The 25,117-nt window shown below is 34.9% G+C and carries 28 protein-coding genes and 1 tRNA gene; 4 read left to right on the forward strand and 25 right to left on the reverse strand.

The window, feature by feature from the left end; translation table 11 throughout:
* From nuoK to BLR30_RS07555, 16 genes are all read right to left on the reverse strand, one after another.
* Window positions 1-330 carry an NADH-quinone oxidoreductase subunit NuoK gene (gene nuoK / locus BLR30_RS07485; RefSeq protein ID WP_029298757.1) on the reverse strand — a complete coding sequence of 110 codons (330 nt, stop codon included), beginning with the start codon at window positions 328-330 and terminating at the stop codon, window positions 1-3.
* Window positions 331-334: 4 nt separating this feature from the next.
* Entirely contained in the window at window positions 335-832 is a 498-nt protein-coding gene (locus tag BLR30_RS07490) for an NADH-quinone oxidoreductase subunit J family protein (protein ID WP_089856695.1), read from the reverse strand.
* Window positions 832-1,389, reverse strand: coding sequence for a NuoI/complex I 23 kDa subunit family protein (locus BLR30_RS07495; protein ID WP_089856697.1), 558 nt, complete (start codon window positions 1,387-1,389; stop codon window positions 832-834). Before BLR30_RS07495 ends, BLR30_RS07490 begins: the two co-directional genes overlap by 1 nt.
* 74 nt (window positions 1,390-1,463) lie before the next feature.
* On the reverse strand, window positions 1,464-2,528 hold the full coding sequence (gene nuoH, locus BLR30_RS07500; RefSeq protein WP_089856699.1) for an NADH-quinone oxidoreductase subunit NuoH: 1,065 nt from the start codon (window positions 2,526-2,528) through the stop codon (window positions 1,464-1,466).
* 86 nt (window positions 2,529-2,614) lie between these two features.
* Complete coding sequence (locus BLR30_RS07505; protein ID WP_089856701.1) at window positions 2,615-3,613, reverse strand: NADH-quinone oxidoreductase subunit G; 999 nt, start codon at window positions 3,611-3,613, stop codon at window positions 2,615-2,617.
* Between the two features lie 42 nt (window positions 3,614-3,655).
* A complete protein-coding gene (locus BLR30_RS07510; RefSeq protein WP_089857157.1) occupies window positions 3,656-4,537 on the reverse strand; it encodes a hypothetical protein in 882 nt (293 codons plus the stop codon).
* Window position 4,538: 1 nt separating this feature from the next.
* Window positions 4,539-5,897, reverse strand: coding sequence for an NADH-quinone oxidoreductase subunit NuoF (gene nuoF, locus BLR30_RS07515; RefSeq protein WP_089856702.1), 1,359 nt, complete (start codon window positions 5,895-5,897; stop codon window positions 4,539-4,541).
* A gap of 2 nt (window positions 5,898-5,899) precedes the next feature.
* Complete coding sequence (locus BLR30_RS07520) at window positions 5,900-6,526, reverse strand: DUF3226 domain-containing protein (protein ID WP_089856704.1); 627 nt, start codon at window positions 6,524-6,526, stop codon at window positions 5,900-5,902.
* Complete coding sequence (locus BLR30_RS07525; RefSeq protein WP_089856705.1) at window positions 6,526-7,560, reverse strand: AAA family ATPase; 1,035 nt, start codon at window positions 7,558-7,560, stop codon at window positions 6,526-6,528. Before BLR30_RS07525 ends, BLR30_RS07520 begins: the two co-directional genes overlap by 1 nt.
* Before the next feature lie 9 nt (window positions 7,561-7,569).
* Window positions 7,570-8,079, reverse strand: coding sequence for an NADH-quinone oxidoreductase subunit NuoE family protein (locus BLR30_RS07530; protein ID WP_089856707.1), 510 nt, complete (start codon window positions 8,077-8,079; stop codon window positions 7,570-7,572).
* A gap of 131 nt (window positions 8,080-8,210) precedes the next feature.
* Complete coding sequence (gene nuoD, locus BLR30_RS07535; RefSeq protein WP_089856709.1) at window positions 8,211-9,434, reverse strand: NADH dehydrogenase (quinone) subunit D; 1,224 nt, start codon at window positions 9,432-9,434, stop codon at window positions 8,211-8,213.
* 75 nt (window positions 9,435-9,509) lie between these two features.
* A complete protein-coding gene (locus tag BLR30_RS07540; RefSeq protein ID WP_089856711.1) occupies window positions 9,510-10,004 on the reverse strand; it encodes an NADH-quinone oxidoreductase subunit C in 495 nt (164 codons plus the stop codon).
* 5 nt (window positions 10,005-10,009) lie between these two features.
* Window positions 10,010-10,570, reverse strand: coding sequence for an NADH-quinone oxidoreductase subunit B (locus BLR30_RS07545; RefSeq protein ID WP_047397471.1), 561 nt, complete (start codon window positions 10,568-10,570; stop codon window positions 10,010-10,012).
* Window positions 10,571-10,671: 101 nt separating this feature from the next.
* Window positions 10,672-11,043 (reverse strand): NADH-quinone oxidoreductase subunit A, encoded by a 372-nt coding sequence (locus BLR30_RS07550; RefSeq protein ID WP_089856713.1) that lies wholly within the window; start codon window positions 11,041-11,043, stop codon window positions 10,672-10,674.
* 121 nt (window positions 11,044-11,164) lie between these two features.
* A complete protein-coding gene (locus tag BLR30_RS17690; protein WP_175443622.1) occupies window positions 11,165-11,341 on the reverse strand; it encodes a hypothetical protein in 177 nt (58 codons plus the stop codon).
* Window positions 11,342-11,380: 39 nt separating this feature from the next.
* Window positions 11,381-12,508: a GNAT family N-acetyltransferase gene (locus BLR30_RS07555; protein WP_089856715.1), complete on the reverse strand. Its 1,128-nt coding sequence runs from the start codon at window positions 12,506-12,508 to the stop codon at window positions 11,381-11,383.
* A gap of 103 nt (window positions 12,509-12,611) precedes the next feature.
* On the opposite strand from BLR30_RS07555, the gene BLR30_RS07560 reads away from it, so the two are divergent.
* Window positions 12,612-13,322, forward strand: coding sequence for a zinc metallopeptidase (locus BLR30_RS07560; RefSeq protein WP_089856717.1), 711 nt, complete (start codon window positions 12,612-12,614; stop codon window positions 13,320-13,322).
* On the opposite strand, the gene BLR30_RS07565 is transcribed toward BLR30_RS07560, so the two are convergent.
* The 8 genes from BLR30_RS07565 to rbfA all read right to left on the reverse strand — a co-directional run bounded on the left by BLR30_RS07565 (window position 13,319) and on the right by rbfA (window position 21,562).
* Complete coding sequence (locus tag BLR30_RS07565) at window positions 13,319-13,924, reverse strand: IMPACT family protein (RefSeq protein ID WP_089856718.1); 606 nt, start codon at window positions 13,922-13,924, stop codon at window positions 13,319-13,321. The genes BLR30_RS07560 and BLR30_RS07565 overlap by 4 nt on opposite strands.
* A 155-nt stretch (window positions 13,925-14,079) precedes the next feature.
* A complete protein-coding gene (locus BLR30_RS07570) occupies window positions 14,080-14,265 on the reverse strand; it encodes a bacteriocin-like protein (protein WP_089856720.1) in 186 nt (61 codons plus the stop codon).
* A gap of 94 nt (window positions 14,266-14,359) precedes the next feature.
* Complete coding sequence (ribD, locus tag BLR30_RS07575) at window positions 14,360-15,400, reverse strand: bifunctional diaminohydroxyphosphoribosylaminopyrimidine deaminase/5-amino-6-(5-phosphoribosylamino)uracil reductase RibD (protein ID WP_089856722.1); 1,041 nt, start codon at window positions 15,398-15,400, stop codon at window positions 14,360-14,362.
* 60 nt (window positions 15,401-15,460) lie between these two features.
* The gene (locus BLR30_RS07580; RefSeq protein WP_175443623.1) at window positions 15,461-17,266 is read right to left on the reverse strand and encodes a DUF349 domain-containing protein; all 1,806 of its coding nucleotides are present in this window, start codon (window positions 17,264-17,266) and stop codon (window positions 15,461-15,463) included.
* Between the two features lie 81 nt (window positions 17,267-17,347).
* Window positions 17,348-18,085 (reverse strand): shikimate dehydrogenase family protein, encoded by a 738-nt coding sequence (locus BLR30_RS07585; RefSeq protein WP_089856724.1) that lies wholly within the window; start codon window positions 18,083-18,085, stop codon window positions 17,348-17,350.
* Window positions 18,086-18,148: 63 nt separating this feature from the next.
* Window positions 18,149-19,945, reverse strand: a complete 1,797-nt coding sequence (locus BLR30_RS07590; RefSeq protein WP_089856726.1) for an endonuclease — start codon at window positions 19,943-19,945, stop codon at window positions 18,149-18,151.
* Between the two features lie 48 nt (window positions 19,946-19,993).
* The gene (locus tag BLR30_RS07595) at window positions 19,994-21,199 is read right to left on the reverse strand and encodes an ABC transporter permease (RefSeq protein WP_089856728.1); all 1,206 of its coding nucleotides are present in this window, start codon (window positions 21,197-21,199) and stop codon (window positions 19,994-19,996) included.
* 3 nt (window positions 21,200-21,202) lie between these two features.
* Complete coding sequence (gene rbfA, locus BLR30_RS07600; protein ID WP_089856730.1) at window positions 21,203-21,562, reverse strand: 30S ribosome-binding factor RbfA; 360 nt, start codon at window positions 21,560-21,562, stop codon at window positions 21,203-21,205.
* Between the two features lie 86 nt (window positions 21,563-21,648).
* Here rbfA and mce point away from each other — a divergent pair, with 86 nt between their 5' ends.
* The 3 genes from mce (at window position 21,649) to BLR30_RS07615 (ending at window position 23,601) form a co-directional block, all read left to right on the forward strand.
* Entirely contained in the window at window positions 21,649-22,047 is a 399-nt protein-coding gene (gene mce, locus BLR30_RS07605) for a methylmalonyl-CoA epimerase (RefSeq protein WP_089856733.1), read from the forward strand.
* Between the two features lie 61 nt (window positions 22,048-22,108).
* A tRNA-Ile gene (locus BLR30_RS07610) sits at window positions 22,109-22,182 on the forward strand.
* A 195-nt stretch (window positions 22,183-22,377) separates the two neighbouring features.
* Window positions 22,378-23,601 carry a site-specific integrase gene (locus tag BLR30_RS07615; protein WP_089856736.1) on the forward strand — a complete coding sequence of 408 codons (1,224 nt, stop codon included), beginning with the start codon at window positions 22,378-22,380 and terminating at the stop codon, window positions 23,599-23,601.
* Between the two features lie 30 nt (window positions 23,602-23,631).
* On the opposite strand, the gene BLR30_RS07620 is transcribed toward BLR30_RS07615, so the two are convergent.
* Window positions 23,632-25,095 (reverse strand): hypothetical protein, encoded by a 1,464-nt coding sequence (locus BLR30_RS07620; protein ID WP_139164607.1) that lies wholly within the window; start codon window positions 25,093-25,095, stop codon window positions 23,632-23,634.
* Window positions 25,096-25,117 lie beyond the last annotated feature (22 nt).

Raw genomic sequence — 25,117 nt, forward strand, 5'->3', positions numbered from 1 at the left:
TTATCCTCTTAATTTATTAAATATACTTACATCAACAGAACGGGTATTTCTATACAGCATAGCAATAATTGCCAGACCTACCGCTACTTCCGCAGCAGCCACCACCATAATGAAGAAAACTAAAAGTTGTCCGTCGCCATTTCCTTTATATGCTGAAAAAGCAGCCAATAAAAGGTTTACAGAATTCAGCATAAGCTCTACACAACCCAAAATAACAATCGCATTTTTTCTCAACAATACGCCCAACACTCCTAAACTGAATAATACAGAAGAAAGAATGATGAAATAATTCAGAGGGATGCTTTGTATAAATGTATTTACTTCTCCCATAATTTTATAAATCTTTTTTACCGATTAATACCGCACCTACAATACCTGCCAAAATAAGGATGGATGCAAGCTCAAACGGTAAAACATATTCATTAAACAAAAGTCTTCCAAGATTTTTGGTAAGTCCAACACTTCCGTCCACATTTTCAACCATAACCTGGTTTTGCTGAACGCCTCTGAACACGCCTAAAACTCCAACTAATAAAAGACCAGCTGTAAAAACTCCAATAAATTTTAAAGTATTGTTCTTCTTACTTTCGTCTTGTTTATTAAGGTTAAGCATCATCAGGATATATAAGAATAATACCATGATGGCTCCGGCGTAAACAATAATCTGGATAATCGCAAGGAATTGTGCATTCAGCAGAATGTACATACCCGCAATAGAAAACATCGTAACAATTAATGACAAAATAGCATATAAAGGATTTCTCGCAAATACGAAATACACCGCACTTGCCACTGCTAAAAACGCCACCAAGAAAAATAAAAACTGATCCATTATTTTACCGCATTTTTTTGTTTCTCGGATTGTCTTTCTGTGATATCAATCCTTTCATTTATTTTTTCAACCAATTTATCTTTTCCGTAAATGAAAGAACCTCTGTTGGTTTCCACGTCTACCAGTCTGTCAGTAAGATAGATGGCAGATTTCGGACAAGCCTCTTCACACATTCCGCAGAAAATACATCTTAGCATATTGATTTCATATACTGAAGCATATTTTTCTTCTCTGTAAAGATCTCTTTCTTCCTTAGTTCTTTCAGCAGCAGTCATCGTAATTGCTTCTGCAGGACATGCTACCGCACAAAGTCCGCAAGCCGTACATCTTTCTCTGCCTTCTTCGTCTCTTTTCAAAACGTGCTGACCTCTCCAGATATCTGCTCTAGGTTTTTGTACCTCCGGATACGAATATACGGCAGGAGCACCTTTCAATACGGTTCTTACAGCATGCTTGAATGTAATCCCCATTCCTGTAAAAATTGCAGGCAAGTAGATTTTTTCAGCAAGGGTCATTTCCTTATTAGAAACAACTTTTGATCTGTTCGTAAGTTTCATTTAATTATAGATGTTAGATGTTAGACATCAGATTTTAGACTAATCTTGTCCGTTATCTTAATTAATTTTAATTGTTAATTTCCAAATGCTAAAATTACAGCTCCTGTAACCAGCAAGTTCACCAATGCCATTGGAATCAACGTTTTCCAACCTAAGTGCATTAACTGGTCATATCTGAATCTCGGAAGCGTCCATCTGATCCACATAAAGATCAAAATTCCGATTATCGTTTTGGTTAAAAATGCTACGATACTTAAAATTCCTGCAGTGTTTTCACCCCAGTGTTGAGTTACCCATTCAATTCCAGGATAATTGTAACCTCCGAAGAAAAGAACCACCATGAAAGCATTAGAAATAAACATATTCACGTATTCACCGAACATGTACAATCCTAATTTCATGGATGAATATTCTGTAGAATATCCTGTTACCAATTCAGATTCACACTCAGGTAAATCGAAAGGGTGTCTGTTTGTTTCTGCTAAAGCTGCTACGATAAACACCAGGAAAGCAATTGGCTGGTAGAAAATATTCCAGTTAAGACCGGAAACCCAAGGAATAACACCCCAAAGTTTTCCATTCGTCTGGCTCGCAGTAATTTCTTTTAAATCTAAACTTCCTGTCATCATAATGATAGAAAGTAAAGCCAATCCCATTGCCAATTCATAAGAAATCATCTGAGAAGAAGCACGGATGGCACCTAATAATGAGTATTTGTTATTTGAAGCCCAGCCACCGATCATGATTCCGTAAACACCAATTGAAGCCATTCCGATGATGAAAAGTACACCAACATCGATATTGGCAACCTGAAGATCATAAGAAGTACCTGCAATATTTAAACTTTTACCCCAAGGAATAACTGCTCCTGTGATTAATGATATAAACATTACTAAAGCCGGTCCCAATACGAAAAGGAATTTTTCTGCATTGGCAGGGGTAAAGTCTTCTTTAAAGAAAAACTTTCCACCGTCAGCAAGAGGTTGCAGCAATCCGAAAGGTCCTGATCTGTTGGGTCCGATTCGGTCCTGCATAATGGCAGCAACTTTTCTCTCTGCCCAGGTAGAGTAGGCCGCGATCGTTAATGAAAGCAGGAAAAGTGCTAATACAAGTATAAGTTTAAATGTAAGTAAATCCATTTTTATTTTTATAGATGTTAGATATTAGAAGTTAGAAATTAGATTAAATCTGTTTCTGAAATCCGTAATCTTATTTAAATTAAAATTTATTTTTCGTCTTTTTCACTGATTTCCTTAGCCATTGGATTGTCTAAAACTCTTAGTTCATCTTTTGGCTTTTCGTAATGGTTCAATGAAATTACAGAATGTCTGTCGATATGTCTAGGACCTTCAATGTTCCAGTCAGAAAGTTCTTTTCTTTCGAAACGGCAGGTATCACAGATAAATTCTTCAACCTCTCCCCATTGGTCTTTTCTTGCAGTCACTCTTACGATTTCGTCACCTTTCATCCAAACTACAGCTTTACCTGAACATTTATCGCAATTGCAAGACGCATTCATTGGCTTTGTAAACCAAACTCTGCTTGCAAAGCGGGCTGTTCTGTCTGTTAATGCTCCAACCGGACAAACGTCGATTACGTTTCCAATGAAATCATTATCCAAAGCTTTATTTAAATAAGTAGAAATTTCAGCATGATCTCCTCTGAACAAAATTCCGTGTTCTCTTTCACCTGTTAATTGATTGGCAGCCAAGACACATCTTGCACAAAGAATACAACGATTCATGTTTAATTTAATGTGCGGGCCAAGATCATCAGCTTCATAAGTATTTCTTTCGAATTCAGTTCTTGTATTTTCAACACCATGTTCATATCCCAGATCCTGAAGATGACATTCACCGGCCTGATCACAAATAGGGCAGTCTAATGGGTGATTAACCAATAAAAATTCAGTCACCGCTTTTCTGCCTTCCTGAGCTTTTTCGGAAGTAAGGTTTTTTACTTCCATACCATCCATTACATTGGTTCTGCAACTTGCAACCAATTTTGGCATAGGACGCGGATCTGCTTCCGATCCTTTAGAAACTTCCACAAGGCAAGTTCTGCATCTTCCTCCACTGGTTTCCAACTTGCTGTAATAGCACATTGCAGGAGGTACAGATTTTCCACCGATTTGTCTTGCTGCTTCCAGAATAGAAGTACCAGGCAAAACTTCGGTAGTCTGTCCGTCTATAGTTATTTTAAATTTTTTAACCTCTTCGCTCATATTCTATGCTTTTCGCTTATGCCTTAGCCATTAAGCTATATTTTAATTATACTTCTTCGTATTAAATGTATATCCGATTCCTGCTAAAACCTGTCCGAAAACAAAATCCTGACGGGCTTTATCCGGTTTGTTATTTAATGTAGTTTTGATATCCCACATATTGATATATCCGGCTTTTGCCTCTGCTCTTACCATCCAGTTTTTCCAGAAAACTAAGTTTAAGCTGGATCTAAGATCGGTTCCCATTCCGGCAACATGAAAACGGTCGCTTCTGTCATTACCAAAAAGCTTCACATTACTTTTCGGAAACATGAACCCGAGTCCGGCTCCGTAAGACCATACCAAATCTATATTTTTCTTATGAACCAGATTCTTATATTTTTCAAGACCTAAATTTTCATAATTCAATCCGTCTGTATGCTCAAAAGTGAGAAATTCGCCACTAGATAAATCTATTTGACCGTTCTGTACCATCGCCGCATATTTCGGATCTGAAATATATCCTGAAAAATCAACCGTCTGATTTTGCTTCATTACATATTTCATATGGTCAATCCCTAAAACTAGGGCTAAATTATCTTTAATAAAATATCCTAATCTGAAATTATACTGCGTTACTGTAAACCAGCTTGGATCAAAATATACAATCCCAAACTTTGTTGGTTTATCTCTTGCAGATACATTATTCAACTGAAAATCATAACCGTTTCCGGTAAAATGAATATCAGAATTACTGAATGCTCCTCTGTTCCATCCGTAAAAAACGAAAACCTGTCCTTTTTTGCTTAGTGGTAAAGGCTTTTCTTTTTTTTCAGCTTTAAATGGAGCAACCTCCAATTTATATTCTTTTTCTATTGTGTCTTTTTTGACTTGTCCGAAAGCAAAACCCGACACTATTAGACCGATTGCTAATATCTGTTTCATTTTAAGCATTATTCTCAACAGCAGGGATTGGGTCTGCATAATGCGCCAATCCGTAATTTTGTGTTAAACACAATTCTGGGTTTTTAACATGCCATTCAAATTCATCTCTGAAATGACGGATTGCTGCTGCAACAGGCCAAGCCGCAGCGTCACCCAATGGGCAAATTGTATTTCCCTCGATCTTTCTCTGAATATCCCAAAGCAGATCGATATCTTCCATTTTTCCTTCTCCTTTCTCGATTTTCTTTAAAATCTTATACATCCAACCTGTTCCTTCACGGCAAGGAGTACATTGTCCGCAACTTTCGTGATTATAGAATCTCGCTAGAGTCATGGTATGCTCTACGATACACTGGTCTTCATCCAATACGATGAAACCTCCTGAACCCATCATGGTACCGGTAGCAAAACCACCATCTGCCAATGATTCGTAGTTCATGTATCTTGGTTCTCCGTTTACGGTTTTTAATAATAAATTAGCAGGAACGATCGGAACTGAGCTTCCTCCGGGGATACAAGCTTTTAATTTTTTTCCGTCTTTAATACCGCCGCAATATTCATCTGAGTATATGAATTCTTCAACCGTAATGGTCATGTCGATTTCATAAACTCCTGGTTTGTTGATGTTTCCACAAGCAGAAATTAATTTTGTACCTGTAGATCTTCCAACACCGATTTTAGCGTATTCAGCACCTGTAATATCAATGATCGGAACAATTGCTGCGATAGATTCAACGTTATTAACTACTGTTGGTCTCTCCCAAAGTCCTTTCACAGCCGGAAATGGCGGTTTTAATCTTGGGTTTCCTCTTTTTCCTTCAAGAGATTCAAGCAATGCGGTTTCCTCACCACAAATATAGGCTCCTGCACCTCTCTGAACATAGATTTCAAGGTCGAAACCTGTTCCTAAAATATTTTTACCTAAAAATCCTGCTGCTTTCGCTTCTTCAATTGCCTCTTCCAGAATATCCGGAATCCATGAATATTCGCCACGAATGTAGATATAAGAAGTGTTTGAACCTAAACAATACGATGAAATCAGCATTCCTTCGATCAATAGATGAGGAAGAAACTCCATAAGATATCTGTCTTTGAAAGTTCCGGGTTCAGATTCATCGGCATTGACTACCAAGTGTCTCGGAACGCCTTCAGGTTTTGCCAAAAAGCTCCATTTCATCCCTGTTGGGAATCCTGCTCCACCACGTCCACGAAGTCCGGAAGCTTTTACTTCTTCAAGAATTTCGTCCGGTGTCATTTTCAAGGCTTTTTCAGCTGCTGTGTAACCTCCTTGCTTACGGTAAGTTTCAAAGTAGCGGATACCTTCTATATGTGCGTCTTTAAGTAAAAGTTTTTTACTCATTACTAATTATTAAATAAATTATTTTCTATAAACTTCAGCAGTTTATCTAAATTTTTGTTTTTATCTCTTTCAAAATTCCAAATGTCCAAACTTTGATATGGGATTTTTAATTTATCATCTCCAATTCCTTCAACTTGATACCTTCTGAATAAATCAATCTTTGAATATATAAATCCATGCTGAGCTGGAATATTCAAATTTTTAATTTCACTGCTTTCAATACAAGCTATCATTGAATTCCAACAGTCATCAAAAAAATTAAACTCTTCCTTAAAGCAAGTATTAATCAGATTTTCTAACATTCCTTCATTCTCATCATTAAATGGTAATAAGAATATAGAAAATTCAATTTCTAAAAGCGTTTTAATCTCATTAAGTTCTTTTAATCTTTCTTCTCTTCCACCTTTTTTATCTATACTGTCTGTATCAAATATTATTAGATTTTGAGAATTTTCCGAACGTCTTCTCTCATTAATCAGTAATGGACTGTTTTTTAATTTGTCTTTTCCTTCAACATCCACAACAATGCTTTTGTCATCAATTTTAAAGAAATGCAAAAGTAGAAAATCTATAAAAATTTTGTCTGATTTTCCTTCTACAAATATTTTATTTTCACCATATTCTTTCATTATGCTCTTAATTCTATGTCAGAATATAGTCCTGCTTCTATATTTTTAAAATTATAGGTTGTACTATAAATTTTATCTTGTTCTCCTTCTTGTAAACTTATTAATCTAATATCTTTTTGTTCATTTAACTCTTTGCCTGCTTCGTAAAATGCTTGAATGCACTCCTTAGAATGAGTACTAGCAAATAATTGAACATCTAATTCATTACAAATTTTAAGAATATTTGACCAAAAATCTTTTTGTCTGCTATAATGAATGCCTGTTTCAATTTCGTCAATCATTATCCTTTTTCCTTTAAGAGACATTATTTTTAAAATAATATAAAAAATCCTTTTAAATCCATCTCCTAAATAATTAACAGGAATAAATTCATCTTTATTTTTAAAGCTCAGCAGAAAAACTAAATTTAAATCCTCAAAGTTCTGTCTTAATTCAACATCAATTATATTAGTATCAATTACTTGTATAGTTCTTATTAAATTTTCTTTATCGCTTTTGGTTTTAATGTTATTATATAAAGAATAAATATCTTCAGTGAATAAAGAATTGAAACCTATAAATGGAGTTATATTTAAATATTTTGAAACATTTTTAATTTCATCAAAAGATATATTGTTGTGGAAAAAATCTAAATCATTATCTATTCTTTTTGAAGAGTAAAAACTAGATTTCAGAATAATTTTATTTAATAAATTTTGATCCTTTTCATCTATATAACTAAAAATCGCAACACCTTCGTCAACATTTTTTAGAATTCTATTTTTTATCCTCCGCTCATTTAATGAACTTGTGATTGAAATGTTATTATCCGCTGAAGTTTTATATTCCAAGAGACCTCTTCTTCGTAAAGAATCTAAAATATTAATTGCAAATAAGGCTTTACTTTTATCAAATAATAACGCTTCCAGAAAACACGTTTTCCCCACATTATTATCTCCAACAATTAAATTAAATTGACCAATATCTTTCACTTCAAGAGAATCAAATTTCTTGAAGTTTTCTACCTTGAAGTATGTAAGATGTTGGTTTTCCATAATATATTATTAGTCTAAAGCGATTTGTCCTTCTCTGCAAAGATCTAGGATTTCGTCTACTTTTTCTATCGTTAAATTTTCATGAAAGAACTTTCCTAACTGCATCATCGGCGCATATCCACAAGCGCCAAGGCATTCAGCAGGCTTTAAGGTGAACATTCCGTCTTCTGTCGTTTCTCCGTCTTTAATGTTCAGTTTAGTTCTGATATGATTAAGGATTTTTTCACTTCCTGAAACCATGCAAGGTCCCGTTCTGCAAACTTCCAAAACATATTTACCAACCGGCTTCATATTGAACATCGTATAGAAAGTTGCAACCTCATATACTTCAATTGGCTTAATATTCAATAATTCTGCAACATAATCCATTACTGGAACGTCTAACCATCCTCCGAATTCTTTTTGTGCTACGTGAAGTACAGGAATAAGAGCCGATTTTTGTCTTCCCTCAGGATATCTTGCGATAATTTTGTGTACCTGTGCTAAACTTTCCGGTTTAAAAGCTATTGTTTCGCTCATATCTAAAGATTTTAGATTTTAGATTCTAGATTTTAGATTAAAAATCATAGTCTAAAAATCTTATCATTTTTTATAATTTATCTTGAACAAGTATTTTAGATTAATTTAAAATCTAAAATTTATAATTTCAATTATGCGTCTAATTCTCCCGCAATAATATTCATACTACACATAGTCACGATCGCATCAGAAATTACAGAACCTGTAATCATCTCCGGATATGCCTGATAGTAGATAAAACATGGTCTTCTGAAGTGTAGTCTGTAAGGGCTTCTTCCGCCATCACTAACTAAATAGAAACCTAATTCTCCGTTTCCACCTTCCACAGCGTGATATACTTCACCTTTTGGTACATCTGTTTCTCCCATTACAATTTTAAAATGGTAGATTAACGCTTCCATTTTTTGATAAACATCAGCCTTTTCAGGAAGATAGAAATCAGGGACATCTGCGTGGAATGGTCCTTCAGGAAGATTTTCGTATGCTTGTTTGATGATTTTAATGGATTCCCAGATTTCCTGTTGACGAACCATGAAACGGTCGTAAGTATCACCTGCAGTTCCCACAGGGATAATAAAGTCGAAATCCTGGTAAGAAGAATATGGTTGTGCGACTCTTACATCATAATCTACCCCCGTTGCACGTAGGTTTGGACCAGTAAAACCATAGCTTAATGCTCTTTCTGCAGAAATAGCTCCTGCCCCGATGGTTCTGTCCATGAAAATTCTGTTTCTTTCTAATAGAGTACAGAATTCTTTAAATCTTGGCGGGAAAGTTTTAAGGAAATCCTTAATCAACTCATGGAATTTTGGTGTGAAATCTCTTTCAAAACCTCCAATTCTTCCCATATTGGTTGTCATTCTTGCTCCGCAGATCTGCTCGTACATATCATAAATACGCTCTCTTTCGATGAACATATAAGTAAGACCTGTGATTGCTCCGGAGTCCATCCCGGTTACACCGTTACAGATCAAGTGGTCACCGATTCTTGCAAGCTCCATTAAAATTACACGCATATAATCTACACGTTTTGGAACTTCAACTCCGATTAGCTTTTCCACTGTCATGTGCCACCCTAAATTATTGATCGGTGCAGAACAGTAATTCATACGGTCGGTAAGGGTAGTGATCTGAGCGTAGTTTCTTCTTTCAGAAATTTTCTCAAATGCTCTGTGGATATAACCTACCGTTTGCTCTGCGTGAAGGATTCTTTCTCCGTCCATCGTTAAAATGTTCTGGAAAATCCCGTGCGTTGCAGGGTGAGTGGGTCCTAAATTGAGGGTGTATAATTGTCCGTCAATCTGCTCCTTACTGTCGTACTGGTTTAGTATATTAGATAATGAGTTATCTTTCATAATTTAAATGCTTTAGGCTATAGGCATTAGGCGTTAAGCTTACTGCTTATTGCTTACTGCTTATTGCATTATTTTTTATCTTCCAAACATACTATCGTTCTTGTCGGTTCTTGTGCCGTCCTCCAAACGATATTCCTTCAACATTGGATGGTATCCGAGATCTTCCATATTCAAAATAGGTCTGAGATCAGGATGTCCTTTAAATTTAATTCCAAAGAAATCATAAGTTTCTCTTTCCATCCAGTTGGCTCCGGCGTATAATTCCACTAGAGAATCGACCTCGATATTTTCCCTGGACATAAAGATTTTAAGACGCAATCTGAAATTAGTCATCATATTATGCAGATGATAAACCACTCCGATTTCTTTTTCAGGGTATTCAGGGTAATGGATTCCACAAATATCTGTAAGGAAATTAATTTCTAAAGATGAATCTTTAAGATAATGTATAATCTTCTTAATATCTTCCTTTTTTACCTCAATTGTCAGCATTCCATAAGGCTCTGAACTCGAGATTACGGATTCCGGAAATTCTCTTGTGATTGCTTCTAATACAAATTCGTTTGTCATTTCCGTTAGTTGCTTATGTTGTAAGAATCTAATAATTTCTGGTATTCAGGCATATCTCTTCTTCTGATGCTTTCGCTTTCTGCCAAAGCCTGAACCTGCATTACACCTTCTATGATCTGCTCCGGTCTTGGAGGACACCCCGGAACATAAACGTCTACCGGAATAATTTTATCGATACCCTGCAAGACAGAATAGGTATCAAAAATACCACCGCTGGAAGCACATGCTCCAACTGCTACCACCCATTTCGGCTCTGCCATCTGAGTGTAAACTTCTTTTAGGACTGGTCCTAATTTTTTAGATATAGTTCCGCAAACCATCAGCATATCTGCCTGTCTTGGTGAGAAAGAGTTTCTTTCCATACCAAATCTTGAAGCGTCATATGTTGGGTTCAGGGTAGCCATAAACTCGATACCACAACAAGAGGTTGCAAAAGGCAACGGCCAAAGCGAAAACTTTCTTGCCATCCCGATTACACTGCTCAGTTTCGTTGCGAAAAACCCTTCTCCTTCAAATCCTTCCGGAGCAGGTGCATCTGTTCTTATTACTGGTTTGTTATCTGACATTTTTTTGATTTAAGATTTCTTTTTAGATTAAAAATCAATGTTAATGTTAGTTTTACAGAGATTCTTATATTCTAAAATTCTTATTTAAACTTTCTATTTCGTTATTTATCCCAATCTAATGCGCCACGTTTCCAGACATAGAAAAATGCCATAAAGAAAATCGCCACAAAGGTAAGAACGGCAAGGAATCCCTCCATCCCGAATTCTCTGAAGTTGACAGCATACGGATAAAAAAATACGATCTCAATATCGAATAATACGAATAATACCGCCGTTAAAAAGTATTTAATGGAAAACGGTGTTCTTGCATTTCCTTCTACCGGGACTCCACATTCCCAGCTTTGGTTTTTTACAGAATTTCCTTTTTTCTGTTTCGGACCTAAAAAATGCGCTCCAAGCAATGAAATGGCTACGAACCCTATCGCAACAGCTGCTTGTATAAGGATTGGAATATAACTTTCAGGTAAATTCATTTTTGCATTATTATCTCAATTTGCAAATTTAGCGAATAAACAAGAAAGCATGAAATTTATCGACTTAAAAGTCGCTTCAAAATGAAGAAAACCGATAATTTAGAATGAATAAAAATAGTGCTTATTTTTTCATTTTTTTGAGGAGAGAATAGGCCATAAAAGAAATATAGCCAAACAATATACTTGCATAAATAATATTAACAGCAGTATCAGTTCTGTCATCTCCCGATTGCAGGAAAATATTAAAAATGATGAATCCTGCAATTAAAACTCCAAAAATAATAAGATGGATTTTCATAAATCAAGACAAATAAGTCTACTTTTTTAAGTTAAAAAATTATTTAATATTTAAAGAATACGTTCGCCTTCTTTTATGGTTAACCGGGCCGTAATCCTGCCACAAAAGCTGAACGCTTTTGTTTTCTTCCAATTCCGGATTGGTTTCTAAGTATTTTACTCCTTTTTTCCTGAAAAGTTTCCAGATTTCCTTAAAAATGATGGAAGTAACGCCTCTTCGCTGGTAATCAGGATGGATTCCTATTAAATAAAAGTTTGCCCGGTCGTTCTTTTTTCCGGCTTTCAGAAAATGCCACCAACCGAAAGGCAGTAATTTTCCCTTTGATTTTTGTAAAGCCTTTGAGTAAGAAGGCATGGTAATGGCGAAAGCAATGAGCTGATCTGCATCATCTGCAACGCACACAATATAATCTTTATCGATTAACTTAAAATATTTCTCCTTGTACGTTTTGCGCTGTTCATCGGAAATAGGGGTGTAGGTAGATAAATGCTTATAGGTTTCATCCAGAAGATCAAACATAGGGTCAACATATTCAATAATTTCTTCCTTTGATTTGAAGTTTAAAACTTTAAGCTTGTATTTTTGTGAAATCAGTTCGTTGAATTTGTGGATTTTATCAGGCAATACTTCAGGGAACTGAAGCTCAAATTCCACCCATTCTTTTTCCTTCGTCAAGCCTAATTTTTCAAGATGTTTCGGATAATATTCATGATTGTAAATTCCGATCATGGTGGCAAGTCTATCGAATCCTAAAGTCAGCATTCCTGCTTTGTCAAGATTGGTGAAGCCCATCGGACCTTCTATTTTATCAATATTCTTTTCTTTAGCGTAAGCGATTGCAGTATCAATCAATGCTTTTGATACTTCGATATCATCAATAAAATCGATCCATCCGAACCGAACTTTTCTTATTCCAAGCTCTCGTTCTTCTTTGTGGTTTATTATCACGGCAATTCTGCCGGCTAATTTGTCATTTTTAAAAGCCAGAAACTGTTTCGCTTCAGAATATTGCATGGCGGGGTTTTCAGCAGGATTCCAGATATTAATTTCGTCATTAATGAATGATGGAACATAATACGGACTGTTTTTGTAAAGATCCATTGGAAACTTAACAAATTGCTTTAACTGTGCTGTGTTTTTTACTTCAATTACTGAAACTTTAGACATGGTTTTAAAGACAAATTAATGAGCAAATATAACCAATTAAATGTAATACTTTGGCACAGTTTTTACATCTTATCGTGTGAAAATATATTGTAAAGTTACTAAGATGAGTGGATATTACCTGATTATTATTGTTTCAATGGCTGTGAGCTGGTATGTCTCATGGAAATTGAAATCAAAGTTTGAACATTATTCTAAAATACACCTTAGAAACGGACTTTCCGGAAAAGAGGTTGCAGAAAGAATGCTTAGAGATAATGGAATTAATGATGTCCAGGTAATATCGGTTCCCGGACAACTGACAGACCACTACAATCCTGAGAATAAAACTGTAAATCTTTCCGAAGCCGTTTATATGCAAAGAAATGCAGCTGCTGCTGCTGTTGCAGCCCATGAATGCGGACACGCCGTTCAGCATAAAGTAGGGTATTCAATGCTACAGCTGCGTTCAAAACTTGTTCCTATTGTGCAGATCAGCTCAAATCTGATGCAGTTTGTAGTTATCGCAGGAGTCATGATTATGATTGCGACACGATCTATCGAAAATCCGACCGGTAACCGACTTGTATTGGCAATAGGAGTGATAATGTTTGCATTCACAACTCTTTTTGCATTCATAACATTACCTGTAGAATATGATGCCAGTAACAGGGCAATGAAATGGTTAAGAGATACAGGAACCGTAACAGCCGAGGAATATGTTGGGGTAAAAGACAGTCTAAAATGGGCTGCAAGAACATACGTTGTAGCTGCTATAGGTTCTCTTGCACAATTGCTCTATTTTGCTTCGTTATTGATGGGAGGAAGAAGAGATTAATAATCTTTAAAATTAAAAGTAATATATTGCATCTCTGACAATTTGTCTGAGATGCTTTCTTTTTGTGACAGTTTCATAGAAGCGGTGACAAGACACTGCTCATCGGCATCGAAATTCAACACTTTTGCGTCGTATTTTGAAAGCAGTGTGAAAATGATATTTTGTTGGTTGAAATTAAAGGTAATTTCTATAACTATCTCCAGTTCTTTTGTAATAATATTTGCCTCTTCAATGGTAATCTTTGCAGATTCTTTGTAAGCTTTTACCAAACCGGAAACTCCTAATTTTGTTCCGCCATAATAACGTACGGAAATCACCAGTACATTAGTAATTTCATTGGCTAATAATTGATTATAAATAGGAAGACCTGCGCTCCCTGATGGTTCTCCGTCGTCATTGGCGCGATAATTTTCTCCATTAAGACCTATTCTAAAGGCGTAACAATGATGTGTGGCTTTAGGATGTTCTGTTCTGATTTTTTCTAAAGCATTTTTAAGTTCTTCTTCATTGTTTACCGGAAATGCAAACCCGATAAATTTGCTGCCTTTTTCTTTTAATAAAGTATTTTCGACCGGAAATTCTATTGTTTTAAAACTGAACATATTGAATAGAAGAATGATTCTGAGTGGAATTGTTTAATTATTTCTCAAAGGTAAAGTTTTTATAAGAAATATTTAAAGGATAAAAAAAAGAGAACCATTAAAGTTCTCTATAATTTGTTTCAACGTTAATTTTTTATTCTGCGGTCCAGGAGATGTTATAGTTCAATTTCGGGATAGGCACATGCCTGATCGAGCGGAATACATCTTCCAAAGCAGTCGTAATAAAGATGCGGATTGCAAGGACAAACCATTTGATTAAGTACAATGTCAAAATAACAGTTTGGAATTCCTCCGTTTACAGATTTCAATTCTCTCTTTGAAAGTTTTTTTAAATTTTTCATGATGTATAGTTTTTTTAGTTCATCATAAATTTAAATAATTAATTTCAAAGTATAGTGATATTTATTAAATATTTTTTAGGTTAAATTTTGATTATTAAACTGTTATCGTTCTAATTTTATAAAATTCAATAATGTTGTCTCTGAATTTTTCGCTTCTAATAGGCTTATTATGGCTTGGAATTAATGGCGCTTTTGTACCGTTTTCAAGCTTTAAATTTTCATTTTTAATGACAATAGCTTCATCCCAAAGTTCTTCATCAATAAATTGTTGTAACGTGAATCTTCCCCCTTCAATAATCACAGACTGAATCTGTTCTTTATATAAAACATTCATTAACTTCTCTAGGAAATTATCTTTATCGATTTTAATGAAGTGAATATGATCCTGGATTTCTTCTTTTATGGAATTAATAACAATAGTTTTCGCTTCATTATTATAAATGTTGAAATCCCGGGGGACTTTAAGGTCAAAATCAATTAAGATTCTTACAGGATTTGTTCCTTCTATATTTCTCACGGTAAGACTTGGATTGTCGTTTAAAGCAGTTTGTGTTCCTATAAGAATGGCGTGTTCATCAGCTCTAAGTTGATGAACAAACTGATTTACCAAAGAGTTTGAAATTGAAAAAGGTTTAAAATCCTTGTCTAAAAACCCATCTCCGGATTCAGCCCATTTCAGGATAATATAAGGTCTTTTTTTCTCGTGATAAGTAAAAAATCTTTTATTTAAATTCAGGCATTCTTTTTCTAAAACTCCAGAAACAACCTCGATTCCTGCGTCCTGAATGATTTTTTTTCCTTTTCCGTTTACTTTATCGTGAGAATCCATTGCGCCGATTACGACTTTTCTGAACCCCAATTCTTTAATTTTTAAAGCACAGGGTGGTGTCTTTCCGTAATGGGCACAAGGTTCCAGTGAAACATAAATGGTTGATTCAGAAATCAGAGATTTGTCCTTCACTGAATTGATGGCATTGATTTCAGCATGATTTTCACCGGCTTTATGATGATATCCTTCCCCGATAATTTTGTCATTATGCACAATAACACTTCCTACCAATGGGTTGGGATAAGTTTTGCCAACGGCTTTTTCGGCAAGTTCAATACATCTTTTAATATAAAATTCGTCCTGCATATTGAATGAAAAAAGCGAAGACAAATTACTTTGCTCCGCTTTTTTAGGTTTTAAATTATACTATTCTCCAGCAATAATGCTGTGGAGATTTTGTTTTAATGTTTCCAGTTGAGCTTTTTTCCCGTCAATCGATTCAAAAGTTTCTTTTAATAAAGGGTTTTCTTTAGAAGGGTTTTTAAAGAATGAGAGATTATTTTCAAGCTTCACGATTTCAGCCTCAAGTTCAGAAATCTGGTTTTTCATTTTTCGGGCTTTATCCGTTAGTTGGTTTTCAGATAATCCTTCTTCTTTCAGTTCCAGTTCGTTGATTTTATTGAGCTTCAGCTTTTCTCTCAGCGTTTTGTTAAATTCCGTATTAATCGAAATTTTCTCTCTCGGTACTTTACCGATGTTGTTCCATGCTGTTTTAATGGCTTCTATTCTTTCAATGCTTCCTTCCTCGTTACTCACCGTTTTCAATTCTTCAAGAATAGCCTTTTTCTGCTTGTAATTATCTTTCCAGTTGTCATTAGAAACATTACTTTTTTCACGATAATTATTAAAAAAAGCATTACAAGCATCACGGAATTCATCCCAGATTTTATTCGTCATGCTTTTGGGAACATGTCCAATTTTTTTCCAGTCTTCCTGAAGTTTCTTAAATAGCGGAACCGCAATGTCCCATTCTTCATTATCCTGATTGTCTTTGGCAGTCTGAATTAATTTTAATTTCTCTTCCAGATTATTCTGCTGAGAGCCTTTTAATGATTTGTAATAAGTATTTTTAGTGGTGTTGAAAGATCGAAGGGTTGTTTTAAAATCGTTCCAGTTCTGATTGGAAAGTTTTCGCGGAACGCTTCCCGTTTTTAAAAATTCAGAACGAAGTTCTTCAACCTTTCTGATGGCGTTCTGCCAGTAATTGTGGTTAGGATTTTCAGACGGCTCTGAAAGTTTTTTTATTTCAGCAATAATCTGGTTTTTCTTTTCCAGATTTTCGTTTTGTTCTGCTTCAATCGCTGCCGAAAGTTCAGATTTTCTTTCGTGAATTTTGTTGGAGATTTCCTTAAATTCTTCCCATGTTTTTTCACGGAATTCTTCGGCTACAGGCTCCGCTTCTTCCTTCCACAGCTTGTGAAGGTATTGAAGTTCGTTGAGTGCTTTCTGAATGACAGGTTCGTGTTCCAGCTGTTTCGCACGCTCAATGATGTGCTGTCTTTTTTCAAGATTATGGCTGTATTCCTGCTCAAGAAATTCTTTATTTAAATCTAACATTTGATAAAACTGATTCAAATGATGGAAATAATTGTTATTAAGAATTTTAAATTCAGATTTAGCAACCTGACCTGCATTAGACCAGTCTTCTTTAATTTCTCTTATCGATTTAAAAAGATTGGTTCCCGGTTCGGAATTGGTATAAAGATTTTTAAGTCTTTCAATAATATTCTGGCGATGCTCAAGGTTTTTTTTCTGTTCTTCTTCCTGCCCCTTTTGGTAAGTGTCCTGCTTTTCTCTGAAAATATTTACCAAAGCTGAAAATCTTGCCTGCAAAGGATGCTCATAGCTAAAGGTCTCAGGAGCATTTCCTGCATCTGTATATTCATGTTTTTTGTCTTCCACTTCATCATGGATATAGTGACTTGCTTTATCTTTCAGCTGGTTAAATTTTTTGAAATTTTCACCGGCATTTGGAGCGTTGATGATTTTTTCCATTTCCTTCAAAGCTTCAGCGAGAGAGATATCGACCTCTTCATGTTGTTCCTCATGTTCATTTTCGTCATGTTGGACGTTCTCTTCCTTAGGTGTGACATTTTCCGAAGTTTCTTCCTGAGGCATTGGATTAGAATTCTTATTTTCCTCGTTTTCAGAAAGGTTGTTTTCTGTAATCATAGCAAATCGTTTATTGTGAGTGGCAATTAAATATATCCTCTAAATATATAGCAAAAAAGCCAATTATAGTACTAATTTATGTTATTTTTTTTGAAAATTCCAAATTTCCCAAGCTTTTTCTGCTTGTTGCTCAAGCATATAATATCCGTTCACTGTTTTGGCCCCTTTTTCCGAAGCTTTAATAATGAATTGTGTGTAGCTTGGGTTATATATGAGATCGATAACCAAGTGGTCTTTCGTTATCCCGTCAAACGGAAATTCCAGACAGTCATCTATATTGGGAAAAGTGCCTACAGGTGTACATTGAATGATGATTTTGTGTTTTTCAACAGTTTCTTTGTTAAGATTTTCGTAGTTGATTTCAGTGTTTCTTGAAACTGTCAGTGATGGAATATTGTGTTTGTCCAATACATATTTTACAGCCTTTGCAGCTCCGCCTTTTCCTAAAATGATCGCTGAATTCTGATGATCTTTTTTATGGAGAAGCAATGTTTTTTCAAATCCGAAAGCATCTGTATTATATCCTGTTTTTTTTCCGTTTTCAATTAAAACACAATTTACGGCACCAATTTTTTCAGCTTCGTCACTCAGGTTATCCAGATAGTCGATGATTTTTTCTTTATAGGGAATCGTTACGTTGAAACCAAGAAGCCCGGGAACGGAGAAAATATCATCCACTTCATTAATCTCTGTTAAGTCATAAATGTTGTAGGAATATCCTTTCAGCATGAGTTTCTGGAACTTATTTTCAAAGAATTTTTTAGAGAAAGAATAAGAAATATTTCTTCCGATCAGTCCTAATTTTTTATTGGAATCCATACTATAAAAATAAAAAAAAAGACCGGACAAAACCGGTCTTTGTTATAAAATATTTTTCAAGTCTTAGTCTACGATGAATTTAGCAGAAAAAGAGTCTGTTGCAAGAATGTAATTCCCTTTTGATAATCCTTTAAGGTTTATTTTATTTGAATTTCTGAAAGGATTTTCTATTGTTTCAATCAACTTTCCGGAAAGATCAAAAATCTGTGCTTTTGAGATTTTGTTAAGGTTTTCGCCTCTTACAAAAAGCTCATTGTTTTTTACAGGATTCGGGTAAATAGAGAAGTTTGTATTATTTTTTGATGTTTCTGTTGTTCCCAATGTGCTGTAACACGTCCAGCTCAGGTCGTCAATAGCAACTCTATTCCCGGAAACAGGATTTGTAATTTTGATAGTCACGTTTCCGGCTACATTAATATTGTTAATCGTAAATGTTCCGACAGTTGAGCTGTAAGGAATTGTTCCTACCTGAGTTCCATTGATTTCAACGTTTAATGAGTTTGCGGATCCCGAAAATTTTAATTGTGTGGTCACCGTTAAGCTCTGAATTCCTCCCGCTGCTGCACTTGTATTGGTAAGATATCCGTTTTGAATGGTGATGGCTTTACCATTGATCGTCTGATCTGTTCTTGCATCTGTTGCCGTCCAGGAAATATTATTACTCGTCCAGGTTCTGGTAGTATAATTTGTAGCAGATGCAGGAATACCCGAAAAATCTTCTGTTCCACAGCTTCCTCCAGGCTGGCCTCCGGCAAGAGTTGTTCCGGATGCTGTATTACTGGCTGTAGACGAATTCCCTGCAGCATCTTTGGCAATGATATAGAAATTGTAAGTTGTAGAAGGGTTCAATCCGGAAGCAGTGGCCGTCGTACTTGTAACGGTTGTGTATAAATTTCCGTCCTTATAAATTTCATATCCGGTCACTCCAATATTATCAGTAGAGGCCGTCCAGCTTAAAGAAATTGAATTTGCAGTAGGGTTGTTGGTAGCTAAGTTCGTAGGAGCTGTGGGTGCCTGAGTGTCAACAACAGGAGTTCCCCATATCTGATTAACATATTCAGGATGATCGATGTACGGATTTCTATTCCCTTGATAGGCGTATGAAGCATTATTTCTGGCGATTTCTGTCTGTGAAACAGGATCTGCAGCGTGCCATGCCAATAACTGATTGAGTTCCCAAGTCTGCAAGCCTGGAAATGCAGAGCCTCCTAATATATTTCCGGTTTCGAAGCCTGAAAGCTGAGATTCATATCTTGTTACAAAATATAAAATCATTCTTGCCACATCACCTTTAAAAGCATTCACCGGTTCAAAAACAATTCCTGAATATCCCGGTGAAACAGAATTTCCTAATTTTGAGCCATTCAGAGACGTGTAAGTTGCATTTCCCACTACTCCGAACGGGTAGTTTGATCTCATTCCATTTACCTTTCCGTCGGTAGGCCTGATAAAATTAATATCAGAAACCATCGGAGAAGCACTGTTGAATAAACTTTGCGGAACAATGTGTTCTCTGTTGTAGCAACTGCCTTCTGCGTTATAGCTTCCGCATTGATTGACGCTGTAATTGTAGGTGTAAGGATCTGTTCCGGTTGGGTTTTCAGAATATATGTCTAATATGGTTCCGTCATTTTCAAGGCCGGGAATTCCTGATATATTATCACGATCTGTTGTCTGGTAGCCTGTCCATAATCCACCGTAACCATGATCGACATGTCCGTTTGTAATGATTTGTTTAAGCTTTGTTTTCAATGCAGCGCCGGAAAGACCGGCAGTTCCGTCATAATATCCGGTAGGAATCTGAGCGAATACACTGGTAAATGCAAAACTCATCAATAAAGAGAATAAAGTACGTTTCATTTTTAAAAATTGGGGCGTAAAGGTACGAAAAAATGAATATTTAATATATTAATTTTTAGTAATATAATCTTTACCTATTTTAGAAAACACCCATGAAATGCCAAATCCGAAGAGTCCTGCGGTAAGGGAAACAATTAAATAATTTTTACCGACAATTTTTATAGGGAAAGGTAGCGTTTCATTTGCTTTGAAGAATTCGGTATATTGCTGGAAATAGCAAAGCGCAGTTCCTAATATAAGCCCGGAAATGATTCCTAATACAACGATAAGGATTCCGGTATAAAAATAGATCTGCCGCAGATGGCTTAAAGGAAGGCCCAGAGAAACCAGAGATTTAGCCTGTTGTTTTTTATCCAGTTGTAAAATGATAATGGCTCCCGCAAGATTAAAGGTAGTTATGAATATTACCAATGCAAAAATGAGATAAATGAACAGTTTTTCTGTATTAATCATTTTCCAGAACGCCGCATTTTCTTCTTCCTTGGTTTTAATTTCGATGTTTTTTCCGAGAGCAGAGAGAAGCTGCTGTTTTACAGTATTGGTATTGTCAGGGTTTTTAAGCTTAACTACAATCTGATAAGCAGAGTGTTTTGGGAGATCTAATAATTCTTCGGCCAGCTCAATAGGAGAAATAATGTAATTATCGAGCTGATCTTTTCCGGAGAAAATTCCCGTTACAAGAATATCTTTTTTATTGTAAATATCTTCTTCTCTATTGATAATTCCGGTTCCTGGTTTAGGCATAAAAACCGTTGCATATCCCGAGCTGGGTGATACCGGAATGGAAAGCCTGTTATCGAGGGAGTTTTCCATTAAAACCTCATTGGAATATTTAAAAGTAGGATAAGATCCGTAGAAAATATCTTTATCAATAGGGTTTACCTTGGTGTATGCAGAATCAACACCTCTCAGATAAGCAATATCGCCTTTTCCGTTGTAGTTGATATATACCTTTTCTTCAATTACTCTGGAAAAATGACTGATTTCCTTATTGTTTTTAAGTACTGAATTAATTTTATCGAAATCCTTCAATGTTTTTCCGTTAGTGCTTTTGATCGTAAGATCTGCATGGAGATTAGAAATCAGCTCCTGGTTAAGGTCTTCCAGCCCTGAGAAAACAGAAATAATCACAAACATTGCGGTAACAGCAACTGTCATGGCACCTACGGCCAGCCATGTAATAAATGTAACGGCAGTACTTCCTTTTTTAGATAAAAGGTACCTGGAAGCTATATAAAATGCAATGTTTTTCAAGTTTTACAGAATAGGATTGTCGCCTTCACCTCTTAATTCCCGGTCTAATCTTTCTACATCATCAAGGGCGGTGTCCAGATAAAAATTCAAATTAGGGATCACACGTACTTGTTTTGCCATTTTCTGACCGATAAAGTTTCTGTATTGAGCTTTATTTTCTTCAATTTCTTTCATCACGGCAGAACGAAATTCCTGAGGGAAAATACTTAAATAAATTTTGGCAATACCAAGGTCTGCAGTCACCTTTACATCGGAAACCGATACCAAAATACTTTGTCTGCTTTCTGCAGCTTGCTTGCGGAAAAGCTCTGCGAAGTCTTCCTGTATAATCTGTGCTACTTTTCGTTGTCTGTTACTTTCCATAAGTTGTGCAAATTTAGTACTTTTGTTTGAATTGATCCTTTGAAAATTTGAAGCTTTATCAAATTTACAATTTAATTATAAAATTTATGAAATTAGAACATATAGGTATTGCGGTAAAATCTTTGGGAGTTTCCGATGAGCTTTTTACGAAACTTTTAGGTAAAGAATCGTATAAAAAAGAAGCTGTGGAAAGAGAAGGGGTCGTTACTTCATTTTATACAGCAGGAGAAAGTAAAATTGAGCTTTTGGAAGCGAGTAAAGAAGAAAGTCCGATATCAAAATTTATAGATAAGAAAGGCGAAGGCATTCATCATTTAGCCTTTGGGGTTGAAAATATACTGGCAGAGATCGACAGATTAAAAAAAGAAGGTTTTTATTTTATTTCTGAAGAACCAAAAGAAGGTGCTGATAATAAATTGGTTGTCTTTCTTCATCCTAAATGTACCAATGGTGTCTTGGTAGAACTTTGTCAAGAAAAGCAATAAAAAATTTTGTAGTGCCAGAATTTTTCCTATTTTTGCAATCACAAAATTCAACCAATTTTGCGGTCCTATAGCTCAGTTGGTTAGAGCACCTGACTCATAATCAGGTGGTCCCTGGTTCGAGCCCAGGTGGGACCACTTTTTAAATCAAGCACTTACAATCTGTAGGTGCTTTTTTGTTACTAAGGCTGTTTTTCAATAGTTTACTATACTGTTGGGTTTTTAAATACTCAACATTTTATCAATTTTCAAATTAATTTGATTGTCTAAAAGGCATTCTATTAGGTGTACCATTTTTCTATTTTGGTGTACCATATTCTAAATTATAAATCAATGAATAACAATAAATTATCAATACTTTTTCTTTTGCAAAAAGTTAAAATAAATCAACAAGGAAAATGCCCTATAAGATGTAGGATTACATTCCAACAAGATAGGAAAGAGTTTTCTTTAGGGTTATTCATAAGCCCTAATTATTGGAATAACAAACAGCAGAAAGCTAAGCCACCTAATGAAGAGAATACTTTTATCAATTCTCAATTAAGCCTGATTAAGAACGAAATTAATCAGGCTTTTTTATTTTTACAGGTTAATGAAGAAGAGTTTGATGTGGAAGATATTTTCTTGCAGTACAAAGGAGATGCTCCTAAAAGGAATAAAACTATATTACAGCTCTTTCAAGAACATAATGATAGAATTGAAAAGCTGATTGATAAGGAATATTCTATAGCAACCTTATGGAAGTTTAAACAAGCAAGACAACTATTAAAAGACTTTATTAAGTACTCTTTTAATAAGGGAGACTATCATTTTAAAGATTTGGATTTAAAATTTATTCAAGATTATGAATTCTTCCTAAAGGCAGAGAGGTCTTTAGCTCTTGCAACTACTAACAAGATGATACAGAGGTTCAGAAAGATAGTCAAGCTTGCTATATCTCAAGATATTATAAATAAAGAACCATTTATTAGCTACAAAGTAAAGCATGTCAAAAAAGAGATAGTTTATTTAACTACAGAAGAATTGAGTAAACTTGAGAAGTACAAGTTTAAAGCAGAGAGATTACAAATAGTAGCAGATATGTTTGTATTATGTTGCTATACTGGATTAGCTTATAATGAGATGACTAATCTGGAAAAATCTCATATTGTAATTGGTTTTGATGGTAATGAATGGATTAATATGAAGAGAGCTAAAACTCAACAAATCTTGTCAATTCCTTTGCTTAATAAAAGTAAGATGATTATTGAGAAATATAATAATGCAGATGAGATAAAAGTATTACCAAGTTTAAGTAATCAAAAGTTCAATGTCTACTTGAAAGAAATAGCTGATATAGTTGGAATAGATAAAAGACTTACTCATCATCTTGCAAGGAGAACTTTCGCCACTACTGTATTACTTTATAATGATGTGCCAATGGAAATTGTAAGTGAGCTTTTAGGTCATTCTAAAATTTCCATTACTCAGGAATCGTATGCTAAGATTGTAAATAAGAAAGTGAGTGAGCAGATGGGTAGGTTAAATTCCAAATTAAATAAAATGGGCTACTCCTAAAAGTAGCCCACAAAAGAAGTTCAGTAATAATTATTCCCATATTTCAATCTTAAGCACAGGACTAGCTCCCACATTAATCCTCATAATCTTCTTCATGAAATTTTCCACTATTGGAACATATTTTTCAATAGTTACAATGGAATCATGAATTGTGAAAATTGGGATTTGAGGATAAGCATGACTAATCCTTTTACAGATTTTATCAAGAATTAATTCAGCCTCCAATCTTTGCAATAAAATTGAATAAGCCCTATGATTTCCATGACCAAGCTTTATTAGTTTAATCATTTCATAAACATTAGGGAAAACATTTGAAAATACTCTTACTTCTGAATTATAAGCCATAGCAGTGTTCGGACTGTAGAGAGTTGCAAAAGTAATTTCTTTAACAGTATCTCTAACAGAAGTATTCTGAATGTCTCCATCAAATAATTCATTTTGAACTAATATTTCACCAAATTTTTCATAGAACTCACCATTTGTTACCATTTCAAGATAATTTATTACATCTTGTTGATTTGTTACCCTTTCAATTTTTTCTACTAACATAATAGGGTAATTTGCTTGGGTTGTTAATCTTTGATTTAATATCTTATCGTAAATTTTATTTCTATTAAAGTAATTTAATTGGAATAATGGTCTTGCTAAAAAAGGCTGAGAATTTACTATGTCAATTGAGTGAAGTTTGTTTCCATCATATTTGATGTACTTTCTTAATTCCTTCATTGTTCTTGTAAGATTTGTATGAAGCCTAAAGCCTGTGTTATCTACACCAAAAGAATATTCTCCTTGAATAAGTTCCAGTAAAGGAAGTATTCTTGAATTATATGCTTGCTGTGCATGTAAACTACCAGACTCAATTTCTTGCTCTTTTAATTGAGTAAGAAATATCTGTGCACCTTCCAAATCAACTTGAATTTTGCAGTTGAACCATTTTTTCAAAAAGTGAATTTCTTCAGTTTTCTCAATGTTAACATTAGAATGATAGCCAGTAATACTTTTTATGAGTGTCCATTTAGTAATTTGAATAGGTATTAATTCAGATTGATACCTACTATTAAATTTCAAACCCATAGATTTCTTGCCAGGAACATAATGCCTGTTTTCTTCTAAAATACCATTTGAGACTAAATAAGAAATGTAAAGTTTATATTCATGAATTCTTCTCTGCAATATTACTTTATTTATTGCAGTGAATCCATTTCTGTCAATTAAATCCCAATCCCTCGTGGGAATGGAGGAAATTATATGCATTATATAAACAAAGCAGTCCTTATGGTAATTGAAATTAGGAGGATTGAAACTTAAAATTCTATCAATATTAACATTTCTGGGAATAAATAATGTTAATGAGCTTCTTCTCTCACAACCTGAATTATTTAGTGCTACATCTTCACTAAGGTTGTTTAATCTGTTTGAGTGCAGTACTGATGTAGAATGCACTGTATAAGCTGTGTTTATCACTGCCCCTCCAATGAAGGTCAGCTTTCCCAATGGGTGCTTTAATAAAAAGCAA

It is taken from the genome of Chryseobacterium taeanense (genome assembly GCF_900099685.1).
Taxonomy (GTDB): Bacteria; Bacteroidota; Bacteroidia; order Flavobacteriales; family Weeksellaceae; genus Chryseobacterium; species Chryseobacterium taeanense.